The organism is Pelotomaculum sp. PtaB.Bin117, from assembly GCF_002067195.1.
Lineage (GTDB): Bacteria > Bacillota > Desulfotomaculia > Desulfotomaculales > Pelotomaculaceae > Pelotomaculum_D > Pelotomaculum_D terephthalicicum.
In genome coordinates, this window is sequence record NZ_MVQM01000050.1 from 1 (window position 1) to 11,076 (window position 11,076).

Sequence of the window (11,076 nt, forward strand, 5' to 3'; positions counted from 1 at the left end):
CCCCCCGCCTTTATATGAACGCCCGGATTCTAGGCGGACGGGTCATACATATCGTTTGTGGTGTTGCTGATTACCCTGATGTCCTGCTTGGCGACAATGTCTCCGCCCGCGCTGGCAAAAATGTTCCGGGCGACAACCAAGTCCATGGCTGTCTCGATCTCTGCCGCTGTCAAGTTTTCCTTGGGATTACCCAGAGTAATGGTAACGTTTTTGCCTTCCTGGTTGCGGAAAACCATGCGCAAAGTTTGCTCAGTCGTAGTAGCCAATCCGTTTACCGGTTTCCTAAAAATACCTGAGCCGTTAACCGCTCAAATATATCCCCCGTCCGACTACACGGGAGGCAGTTAAACATGCCGGCGACACTAGGACGCTCTTTTGACAAGCAACTGCCGGAAACCTTCTCCTTTCTTCGTTATTTTGTTGGTCAATTGTGTGATGATTATCAATCGATCACAATTGCCGGATACTGTTTCGGTTTATCTAAACCTGAACCAGTTGGGCGTTGTCGACGCGCGAGATGCCGTTCAACGGGTACTGTTGCAGGGCGGCCAGCGCTGCCGCGACGTCGTACAGATCCTGGTCGGACGCCGTGGATTTGACGTTGGCCAGATTCTTGTTGCGGATAACCGGGTTGCCGCTGGCGCTGACACCCACGCGGAGTTCCAGCCTGAGTGTTGAAGCGGCGGGGACCTTGTTTACAGCCATATGGTTCACCTCCTCTCCGGGAAGGCCTGTTGAAAGCGCCTTCAGTGTTGTTTTTGATTAAAATGAGGAGGGCTATGGCACAAAACATTTTGGGCAGGTAAAATGTTTGACCATTTGCCCTGCCCCCGAACTTACGTTCGATATTATTATAACGAGCGATAATTATGGTGTCAATACCAAATTTTAGTTTTCTGGAAACTAATTTTGCTACCAGTCCATCCGGCCTCTGCCGCTCATTTCAGCGCCTGTTCCGCTGATGCCGCCCATGTCGCCGCTCAACTGGGACTTGATTTGCTGGATATCTTTCGGGTCAGCCTGCTGCGCGGGCTGATAAAACCCCTTTTGTTCCGCCAGTTTAAAAAGATCGTATTGGAATTTTTCGTCGTTATCCCTGATTTGCTGGATGGTTTGTCTTAACTGCTGGTCTGCTGTCTGGGAAATGACACTGGCGTAACCGGTCAGACTGCTGTTAACCATGGACAGCACGTCGTTTACCATGTCTTTTTCGCGCATGAATTTTTCCTCCTTAACTTAAGAATGACATTAGTTTTTGCTTGGTGTTTCTGGCGTCCTGCGCAGACTTTTCAAAAATTTGCTTGACCTGGGGATCGCTGGCCTGCTGGGAATACGCCTGCAGTTTTTGATGAGCTGTTTCGTGGGAGCCGATCAGGTGCCTTAAGTTTTGAAGCTCAAGTTGATTTAAATGTGCCACAGATATTGCTCCTTTCACGGATTATTTTATAGCGGTATTATTTTTTCCGTTTGGTTTTTTACTATTCGTATGAAAAACAAAAATTTCCGCTTGAAAGCCGGAAAGCTCTGCAAACCTATTAACAGTATTTGGATTCGCTTAAATTTAGATTTATTGCTTTTCAGTATAGTTGTCGAACTAAAGCAAACCCCGGCCGATCGTTGAAAAATACCTTAAAAAGCACAAATAATCGCGCTTATTTATCTTTAGGCTTCTATCCCTGGAATTGACTAATATCTATTGATTTTGGTATCCTAAATTAAATATTTTTTGATAAATTATACCAGGTAATAGAATGCGGAATATATTCTGAATTTAATATCACCTTTACGGGGGGTGGGAACGTTAAAGATTGCTGGCAGTTTTTCCAACTGGTTCATACTAGGTGAAATGAGCCTTTGTTACTATTACGCTGTTGTAAGAATGGTAAAGGAGGTTTCATAATGGGGAAATACAGAAATATTCAGGTGGGAATAGGTTTCGCAACAGGGCGTAAGAGTTTTCGAAAGGTTTTAAAAACCTATGTATACAACTGGAGAGAAAATGGCTTGACTGAAAGAGAAGGAATCAGTCTAAACCTTTTAATTGCGTATGATCTGAAATATTCAAATACCAAACCAAGTGATTATACTGAAATAAGACAAGAAGTGCTTGATTTGATTGATAATGCCTATTTTATTGGTAAAAAAGAGATGAGAGCAGAAATTAAACAGCTTATTCGCGACAATGTTATTAATGAAAAAGAAGCTCGTTTCTTTGGTACCGGATATGCATCTCAGCGTAATGCCATTCTATACATTGCTATTAAAAACAACCTTGACTATCTTATTTTCTTGGACGATGACGAATATCCCATGGCAGTAACCAAGACACGCTCCAACGTTATATGGGGTGGTCAGCATGTTTTGGGTACTCATTTGCGTTATATTGATCAAGCTGATATCACTCACGGATACCATTGCGGGTATGTTTCACCTATTCCGTATATCGAGTTCAACGATATCCTGACCGAAAGGGATTTTCGCTTATTCATAGAAGCTATAAGCAATGATATCATTAACTGGGATTCGATACGAGCGGTTATGGACAACGGCGGAGTTACTTATGCCGATACAAACGTACTCACCAGCGACACGGTGGAGGAAGTAAAGGAAATTAATCATTGCAAATTCATCTCGGGCGGGAACCTTTGTATTAATCTAACCAATCCCAGACGGGTCAGACCGTTTTACAATCCACCGGATGCGCGTGGTGAAGACACTTTTTTAAGCACCTGTCTTGGCGAACACCGGGTGATGCGCATACCATGTTATACATTCCATGATGGTTTTTCTACCTATAATCATTTGCTTGACGGGGTACTTCCTATTAATCTCAAATATGTTAAGATTGACTCTGAGCAAATTATCACCCGCTTCTATAACGCTTGTATTGGCTGGATTCGATATAAACCACTTCTTTTATATATAGCGCAACGAAATATTTACGATGAGAGAATCAAACAGATGAGGCAGCAATTGGCCGAAACACTGCCTAAGCTTTGTAATTACTTTAAAAGAAAGGAATTTATGAATATAGTAACCGAATTAGAACGTTATCATAATGATGTAAAAAAGCATTACGAAGAATTCCTTGAGACGCAACGTGTTTGGACAAAAATATGTAATTATCTAAATGCGGGAAAATCAGACTGCCAGATTAACGACTGACTTCGCCGGTCTTCAACTAGGTATATAACCGGTGACAGTTTTGCTGCTCCGGCAAGTTTAATATTCGTATACCTAAGTCTTTTCACCGTGCCCTTGTCGCAACTCCCTGGGATTTAACACCTTGGCTCTGGCCAGGAATGCGGATGGTGAGCGTATTTTTTACAAAAAAAAAAGAGCCCGGAGGCTCTAATTTTTAATCATTATCAGTATACCCGCGCGATCTGGCATTTTCAATACAGTCATCCTTGTTTTCATATCCTCGAGTAGATGAAGCAATAGTTGTTCCATCTGATATTTTGCGCATCCATTGCCAAAATCCCCTTTTATCTTTATAAAACTCCCACTTATCTTCCCACTTATCCAATTGCTCACCCCCTTTCCACCATCAAGTCTTGGCAAAAAACAGGTGAACAAACATTCAGACATAAATACACGCCACCTGCTTTTTGGCTTATCAATAGCGCCCTTCCAAGGGGAGGGTGTAAAATCAATTATAATTTAAAATTTCTGATTTTTCGTTGTCAAGCTCAAAAATCTCTGTATATAATTATTTAACCTGTTTTATGGCGTTATTTTGCGTTTTTTTGTTTTATACCTCCACTTTTTCCAATCGGCCACGTTAAATGCAATGCAGCAATTTATATCCGAATAATGCTTTTGGGCAAAGCTAAAAGCCATCCTTCCGGATGACTAATTTTTTCTTGGAAAATCCAACAATAAAAATGAGAACGTCCCGCTTTCAGTATATTCAATGCCCGCTGAGACCGCTGAGGTCGAACCGGGGCACGTATTCCTCCGTTGCCGCCGCTAAATCTTGCATGTAACCGTTTTGCAGGCCGGTTTGAGCAAAGTGCTCGAGTACGGCCCGGTACTCCCGGGGGGAGAGGCGGCGGTTGATTTCCGGATACCGGCGGGCCCGCCAGAGCGGCACGTACTGGCTCATGATGCTGACGTGGGTGGCGGCAGGCAGGTTGAAGTGTATCCAATCCAGAACGCGGCAGGCGGCGTCGTGTTGGCCGGGCAGGACGAGGTGGCGGATCAGCAGGCCTCGCCGGGCCAGACCTTCTTTATTGAAGGTCAGGTTTCCCGCCTGGCGGTGCATTTCTAAAACAGCGGCTGCGGCGACTGCGAAGTAGTCTTTTACCCCGCTGTAGCGGAAGGCCGCTTCTTCCGTGAAATATTTCAGATCGGGCAGGTAGATGTCCACCAATCCTTCCAGCAGCCGCAGGGCTGCCACGTTTTCGTAGGCGTTGGAGTTGTATACGACAGGTATTTTCAGCCCCCGGTTTTTCGCCCGGCGCAGGGCGGCGGCAATGACGGGTATGTATGGGGTGGGGGAGACCAGGTTCAAATTGTGCGCCCCGGCGGTTTGCCGCCGCATGAATACATCCGCCAGCTCAGTTGCTGACAGGTCTTTTCCGGCGCTTCCCCAGCTGATCTCGTGGTTCTGGCAGTATACGCAGCGCAGGTTGCAGCGGGAGAAAAAGACTGTGCCTGAGCCGCGGCTGCCGCTGAGGCACGGTTCTTCCCCGTGGTGCTGCGCGGCGAGGGCGACTGTGGCGGCGGCTCCCGCGCCGCAAAAGCCGGTTTCGCCGCGCAGCCGGTCCGCCATGCACCGGCGCGGGCAAAGGCTGCAGCGGCGTAAGGCCGCCATTGCCTGGTCAACCATCTTTTATGGTCCTCCTTTCCATATAATCCGGTTCCGCGCCTGGTTCCCGGGCAGCCGCGGAATCCCGGCGCGGCGGCCGGGGCCCGAAAAACTGGTAATAGTTGCACTGAATCCGGCCGTTGTACAGCTTGCGCTTTTTATCGGCCCGCCTGCCGAACAGCTTCTCGAAGTCGCGGTGAGCGGTCAATATATAGAATGACCAGGTGTCCAGGGTTTGGAAAACCTGCCCCATTTCCCGGTAGAGACGGCTGACGGTCGGCAGGTCTTCCAGGCGCTGCCCGTAAGGAGGGTTGCAGATAATGTACCCGTATTTCTGCCGCGCCCGCAACCCGGCCACCGGCGACTGCTGCCAGTGGATCCGGTCTTCCACTCCCGCAAGGCGGGCGTGGTAACGGGCCAGACTTAAGACATCTTTGTCCATGTCCGTTCCCCGGATAGTTAACTGCCGCTCGCGGCGGATCGCGTCTTCCGCCTCCTGGCGCGCTTCGCGCCATAGCCGGGCGGGCACGGCCGGCCACTTTTCGGCGTCAAATTCCCGCCTCAAGCCGGGCGCCCGGTTCAGGCCGATTAGCGCCGCCTCTATGGGGATCGTGCCCGAGCCGCACATGGGGTCAATCAGTACGCGCTCAGGTTTCCAGCGGCTTAAGCTGAGCATGGCGGCGGCCAGGGTTTCCTTGAGCGGGGCGGCGCCCGTCAGTTTGCGGTAGCCGCGCTTGTGCAGGCCCGCGCCGCTGGTGTCGATGGTCAGGGTGGCCATGTCTTTCAACAGAGCGACTTCAATCGTATACCGGGAGCCGGTTTCTTCAAACCACTGCCTGCGGTACCGCTGTTTCATTTTCTCAACTACCGCTTTTTTGACGATGGCCTGACAGTCGGGAACGCTGAACAGCTTGGAATTTATCGACTTGCCCTGCACGGGGAAGGCGGCGTTTTCCGGAATCCAGTCCGGCCAGGGCAGGGCCTTGGTTTTTTCAAAAAGTTCTTCAAACGAAAGGGCCTGGAACTCGCCCATTTTGACGAGCACCCGGTCCGCGCTGCGCAGCCACAGGTTGGCCCGGCAGATGGCGCGTTCGTCGGCCTGGAAGGTCACCCGGCCGTTTTCCACAACGGTCCGCTCATAGCCCAACGCACGGATTTCCCGCGCCGCTACCGCTTCCAGGCCGAAAGCGGCGGTGGCGATTAATTCAATTTCAGCCATTGATGATCACCTGCTTCAGTCATTAAATTTCTAAAATGATGCGGTAATTACCTGGGTATTGCTGCTGCCGGAAAGCCTGCTTCTTCCGCCGCCGCCAGTCCGGCCGACCAGCCGGTGGAAAAAGCGACTTGCATGTTATAACCGCCGGTGTGCGCGTCCACGTCGATCACCTCGCCGGCGAAATAAAGGCCGTCGACCAGGTGTGAAGCCATGGTGCGGGGGTCAATCTCCCGCACGCTTACCCCGCCGATGGTGATCATCGCCTCGGCAAGCGGCCGTGTTCCCGTTACGGTGAAAGGCAGGTTTTTGAACAGCCGGGCGGCTTCACGCCAGGCTCCTTTGCTTGTTTCACCGGATTTTTGATGTTCGCTTCCCTGGAGCATTTTGGCGCACGCGGCTGCGAGACGGCCGGGCAGTATTTGTTTGATAATATTGATGACCGCTTTTCGCGGCTGTTCCGCAGCCATGGAAAGCAGCGACGCGGCCAGGTTTTCCTCGCTTATATCGGGTAAAACGTCCATTAGCAGGCGCAGACCGCCAGCGCCGGCGGCAGCGGTTTTTTGGGCAACCGCCCGGCTTAACCTGAGCGCGGCCGGCCCGGAAATGCCGAAATGGGTGAAAAGAACATCTCCCCGTTCGGCGGCGATTGTTTTCCCCGCGGCGGTAGCTAATGTGAGAGAGGCATCTGTAATGGACAGCCCTTGCAAATGTCTGCATAAATGCTGTTCGGCGAGGCATAGCGGTACCAGGCCGGGATGCCGCGGGGCAACCTGGTGGCCGGCCTGGCTCGCCAGCAAATAACCGTCTCCCGTTGAGCCGGTTTGCGGATAGGAAGCCCCGCCGGTGGCGATAACCACTGTTTTGCCGGAAAATACGCGCCGCCCGCCGGTAATTATTCCCTGACAGCGGCGATTCGCCAGCAACAAGCCAGCCGCCCTGACTTGATAAATTACCTGCACGCCCGAGGCCGCCAGATATTCCGCCAGCGTGTCCACGACCTCGCCGGCTCGTTCACGAACCGGGAAAACCCGTCCGCATTCCTCTTCTTTTGTGGGCACCCCCAGGTTTTTGAAAAATTTTCTGCAGTCCGCGCTGGAAAAGCGGGTTAAAGCACTGAACAGGAAACTTCCGTTTCCCGGAACGTTGTTAATAAAATCATGCAGCGACGCGGTATTGGTCAAATTGCCCCGGCCGCCTCCGGTGATGCTCATTTTGCGTCCCAAGCGATCATTCTTCTCCAGTAAAGTCACTTTTGCCCCCGACATCACGGCGGCCGCCGCCGCGAACATGCCTGCCGGGCCGCCGCCGATCACCAGGACGTCCGCCTGGGCCGGGTTGTTTTTTGGTCCGCCCATTAATTGATCCTCATCATTTATAGATTCGTGAATAAAGTTGGCGCAGAAATTGCATTTATAAGTAAGGCCGGAAATTATCAGGGCAAAAAGGCGCTTTCTTTTAAGGGATCTTAATCTATAAAACAAAAAAACACAAGTTGTTGACAATAATAGTGAGCAAAAAAAGTTGCCCCATGTGAAAAGGAAATTGTTTCAGCTGTGCCGAACTATACCAGTTGCTTACAACTATTGGTGGACAAGAAAGGTGGTAAGACAAATGCCTGAATGGTTTATTATTCTCGTCATAACTTCCGCAGGCCAGCGTATCGCCATTTCCACGGAGCAGGACGGTCCGGTGATGGGGACCGCCGCTACGAAGGAGGAAGCGGTTGAACAAGCAAAGGATTTGTCAAATTTGACCGGTTTACCATTATATAACCAGGAAGCCGATTATTGATTGCTCCCTGCCCGACATATTCCGGAAAAAAACATAAGCTATAATCTGTTTGAAGAACCCGATCGCCTGGTCAATTGATCGGGATAATTGAAAAAGAGGGTGGAGCAATGAATATTCTGGTAACAGGCGGCGCAGGCTATATCGGCAGCCACACCGCCCGTGTGCTGGTAAATAAAAAACACCGGGTGGTGGTGCTGGATAACCTCACCAAAGGGCACCAGGCGGCTGTCAAGGACTTGGAATTTGTGCGGGGGGATACATCCGACAAGCAATTGCTGAAGCGTCTTCTCGCCGGGTATGATATTGGAGCGGTAATGCACTTTGCCGCCAGCAGCCTGGTGGGCGAATCGGTTCGCCTGCCGTCTGATTACTACCGGAACAATGTGGTAAACGGGCTGACGCTTCTGGACGCCGTTGTTGAGGCCGGAGTACCTTATTTTGTGTTTTCTTCAACCGCGGCGGTGTATGGCGAGCCGATGGAAGTGCCGATAACGGAAAACCACCCGGCCGCTCCGTTAAATCCTTACGGGGCGACCAAGCTGGCTCTGGAGGGAGCCATGCGCTGGTACGGGGAGGCCTACGGCCTGCGCTACGCTTCCCTGCGCTATTTTAACGCCGCGGGAGCCGACCCCGCCGGGGATATCGGTGAGGACCACGAACCCGAAACCCATTTGATTCCCCTGGTGCTGAAAGCGGCCCTCGGGCTGATCCCGCGGTTGGATGTGTTTGGCACGGATTATCCCACTCCTGACGGCACTTGTGTCAGGGACTATATTCACGTCAACGATCTGGCGGATGCTCATGTTCTGGCCCTGGAGGCAATGGCGGGCGGCGCCGCTTCGCAGATCTACAATCTGGGCAATGGCAACGGCTACTCTGTCCTGGAGGTAATCAAGACGGCCGAGGCAGTGGCCGGCAAACCCATTCCGGTAAAATACGCGGCGCGGCGGGCGGGTGATCCGGCCGTGCTGGTGGCGGGAGCGGAAAAAATCAAGAATGAATTGGGATGGCGGCCATCTTTTCCCGGCCTGCAGGATATTATTGCGACAGCCTGGCGGTGGCACGGCAGTCATCCCGGGGGATATGCGACTCCTGAATCCTGATTTGAGACGTGTAAGCATAGAGTTAAAAAATGGATAAAGAGGAGCAACTATGTTATAATTAGTTCAAACTATTTAGAGGAGGTTGGGTGGCGGCTATGGTCAACCCGCAAATATTTCGCCAATATGATGTCCGGGGAGTGGCAGGGCGTGATCTGACGGACGACACTGTTGAGCTGCTGGGAAAAGCCTTCGGCACATATGTCAGGGCATCCGGCACCGGCAAGGTTTTGGTCGGCAGGGATAACCGCCTCAGCTCTGAACGGTTGCGCAGCGCCATTATCAACGGCCTGCGCTCTACCGGGTGTGACGTAATCGACATCGGCCTGGTAGTAACGCCGATGCTATACTACGCCAGGGTTCATTACGGGATTGACGGCGCGGTAATGATTACCGGAAGCCACAATCCGCCCGATGAAAACGGGTTCAAGCTTGCTCTCGGCAGCGGTACCATATATGGCGCGGATATTCAAAAGCTGAAATCTCTAATGGACGAAAAAGACTTTATTTCGGGTTCAGGCGGACTGGAGCGGCGTGATGGGGTACTGCCTTACCAGGCCATGCTGAAGGAAAAAATCCATCTTGGACCGCGCCGGTTAAAAGTAGCGGTGGATTGCGGCAACGGGACGGCCGCTTTGTTTGCCGAACAGGTTTTACACGATTGGGGCTGTGAGGTTGTCCCATTGTATTGTACATCAGACGGAGCCTTCCCGAACCATCAGCCTGACCCGGTCAAGACCGCGAATCTGGTTGAACTCAGGAAGGTTGTGGCGGAGCAGGGGGCGGACCTGGGAGTGGCCTTTGACGGTGACGCGGACCGGATCGGGGTGGTGGACGAGTCCGGGGGGATTATCTGGGGCGATCTGCTGATGTGTCTTTACTGGCGGGAGATTATGGCTAAGCATCCCGGGGCGCAGGCGATTATCGAGGTAAAATGCTCCCAGGCCCTGGTGGACGAGGTTGTCCGGTTGGGCGGAAAACCTTTCTTTTATAAAACGGGACACTCTTTGATCAAGGCGAAAATGAAAGAAGTCGGGTCTGTTTTTACCGGTGAAATGTCCGGGCACATGTTCTTTGCCGACGAGTATTATGGTTTCGACGACGCTTTTTATGCCGCCGGGCGTCTGCTGAGAATTTTGTCACGTGCTGATGAAAGGCTCTCGCAAATGCTGGCGGGCCTGCCTAAATATTATTCCACGGCGGAAACCAGGGTTCCCTGTGCCGATCAAGATAAATTTACGGTGGTGCAGGGGCTGGTGGAGCAGTTCAGAAAAGAATATGAGGTAATTGACGTCGACGGGGTGCGGGTACTGTTCGGCGACGGGTGGGGACTGGTGCGCGCGTCTAACACCCAGCCGGTTTTAGTAGCCCGCTGTGAGGCGAAATCACCGGAAGGCCTGCAGCGGATCTGCTCGGTTATGCGGGAAGCGCTGGAGAAGTTTCCGCAGGTTGAGCAATTTGAGTGGGATTACTAAGTTTATTTGTAGATATATATAATATGCCCGGGAAAAGCCGATCTGTAAAAGTCGGCTTTTTTATTGTTTAGCCGCGTTATATGCCCGAAAGTGCCGGAAGGTTAATTCATGTTATTGAATATGAGCGGTAATTGTTTGTCTTGTTAATATAATTGTTAGATTCGTTAATATATTTAAAGTTAATCCTTGACAACGGTAAAAAATGAGAGATATACTTTAACTCATGAAACATTCAAAATATTAACTATTTTTTAAATGAGGGACAGATATGAATTCAGAAAAACTAATCCTTTATTTGGAGCGACTGGATGAAGTTTTTCAACACATAGCCCGGCGGTTGCATGCCGAACTGGCTCAAAATATGATTAGCGGCATAACTATGAGTCAGTTTGTTGTGTTGAAAAAGCTCAGAGACAAGGGAAGAGTCACCGTTTCTGAAGTTGCCGAAGATTTGAACGTTTCTTTGAGCGCCATTACCGCTCTGGCCGACCGGCTGCATAAAGCGGGTCTGGTGGACAGGAGCCGCGATGAACAGGACCGGCGCCTGGTATGGCTTACGTTAACCGAAGAAGGGGAAAATACTGTTGCGAACTGCCGGAAATCCCGCGCGAAGGTGGTTGAAAAATACGTGGGCCAGTTGCCGGAAGAAGATCTTGAAAGGCTTATTCAGATATACGA

Annotated in this window: 12 protein-coding genes and 2 pseudogenes; 6 read left to right on the plus strand and 8 right to left on the minus strand. The window is 50.9% G+C overall.

The genetic code is table 11. The features are described from left to right. Positions 1-29: 29 nt before the first annotated feature. The 4 genes and pseudogenes from A4E54_RS03075 to A4E54_RS03090 form a co-directional block, all read right to left on the minus strand. On the minus strand, positions 30-266 hold the full coding sequence (locus A4E54_RS03075; protein WP_240083555.1) for a DUF2922 domain-containing protein: 237 nt from the start codon (positions 264-266) through the stop codon (positions 30-32). A gap of 214 nt (positions 267-480) precedes the next feature. Beyond that, on the minus strand, positions 481-705 hold the full coding sequence (locus A4E54_RS03080) for a DUF1659 domain-containing protein (protein WP_240083554.1): 225 nt from the start codon (positions 703-705) through the stop codon (positions 481-483). Between the two features lie 273 nt (positions 706-978). Then, positions 979-1,218, minus strand: a pseudogene (locus A4E54_RS03085) (spore coat protein); the annotation flags it as partial. A 13-nt stretch (positions 1,219-1,231) separates the two neighbouring features. Further along, the gene (locus A4E54_RS03090) at positions 1,232-1,417 is read right to left on the minus strand and encodes a hypothetical protein (RefSeq protein WP_240083552.1); all 186 of its coding nucleotides are present in this window, start codon (positions 1,415-1,417) and stop codon (positions 1,232-1,234) included. 482 nt (positions 1,418-1,899) lie between these two features. Here A4E54_RS03090 and A4E54_RS03095 point away from each other — a divergent pair, with 482 nt between their 5' ends. Together A4E54_RS03095 and A4E54_RS15725 are read left to right on the plus strand one after the other, a co-directional pair. Further along, entirely contained in the window at positions 1,900-3,165 is a 1,266-nt protein-coding gene (locus A4E54_RS03095) for a hypothetical protein (protein ID WP_240083551.1), read from the plus strand. Between the two features lie 44 nt (positions 3,166-3,209). Beyond that, positions 3,210-3,362 (plus strand): annotated as a pseudogene (locus tag A4E54_RS15725) (toxin-antitoxin system HicB family antitoxin); the annotation flags it as partial. Here A4E54_RS15725 and A4E54_RS03100 read toward each other — a convergent pair. From A4E54_RS03100 to A4E54_RS03115, 4 genes are all read right to left on the minus strand, one after another. Next, on the minus strand, positions 3,359-3,529 hold the full coding sequence (locus tag A4E54_RS03100) for a YegP family protein (RefSeq protein ID WP_240083550.1): 171 nt from the start codon (positions 3,527-3,529) through the stop codon (positions 3,359-3,361). The pseudogene A4E54_RS15725 and the gene A4E54_RS03100 overlap by 4 nt on opposite strands. Positions 3,530-3,913: 384 nt before the next feature. Then, on the minus strand, positions 3,914-4,834 hold the full coding sequence (locus tag A4E54_RS03105; RefSeq protein WP_240083549.1) for a radical SAM protein: 921 nt from the start codon (positions 4,832-4,834) through the stop codon (positions 3,914-3,916). Next, positions 4,827-6,032 (minus strand): THUMP domain-containing class I SAM-dependent RNA methyltransferase, encoded by a 1,206-nt coding sequence (locus A4E54_RS03110; RefSeq protein WP_240083548.1) that lies wholly within the window; start codon positions 6,030-6,032, stop codon positions 4,827-4,829. Before A4E54_RS03110 ends, A4E54_RS03105 begins: the two co-directional genes overlap by 8 nt. A 47-nt stretch (positions 6,033-6,079) precedes the next feature. Further along, on the minus strand, positions 6,080-7,387 hold the full coding sequence (locus tag A4E54_RS03115; RefSeq protein ID WP_286724311.1) for a BaiN/RdsA family NAD(P)/FAD-dependent oxidoreductase: 1,308 nt from the start codon (positions 7,385-7,387) through the stop codon (positions 6,080-6,082). Between the two features lie 256 nt (positions 7,388-7,643). On the opposite strand from A4E54_RS03115, the gene A4E54_RS03120 reads away from it, so the two are divergent. The 4 genes from A4E54_RS03120 to A4E54_RS03135 form a co-directional block, all read left to right on the plus strand. Then, positions 7,644-7,823, plus strand: a complete 180-nt coding sequence (locus tag A4E54_RS03120; RefSeq protein ID WP_240083546.1) for a hypothetical protein — start codon at positions 7,644-7,646, stop codon at positions 7,821-7,823. 107 nt (positions 7,824-7,930) lie between these two features. Next, positions 7,931-8,926 carry a UDP-glucose 4-epimerase GalE gene (gene galE, locus A4E54_RS03125; protein ID WP_286724314.1) on the plus strand — a complete coding sequence of 332 codons (996 nt, stop codon included), beginning with the start codon at positions 7,931-7,933 and terminating at the stop codon, positions 8,924-8,926. A gap of 95 nt (positions 8,927-9,021) precedes the next feature. After that, a complete protein-coding gene (locus A4E54_RS03130) occupies positions 9,022-10,398 on the plus strand; it encodes a phosphomannomutase/phosphoglucomutase (RefSeq protein ID WP_286724318.1) in 1,377 nt (458 codons plus the stop codon). Positions 10,399-10,666: 268 nt separating this feature from the next. Beyond that, positions 10,667-11,076, plus strand: a 410-nt coding sequence (locus tag A4E54_RS03135; RefSeq protein ID WP_286724316.1) for a MarR family winged helix-turn-helix transcriptional regulator, incomplete at its 3' end; no start/stop codon positions are given.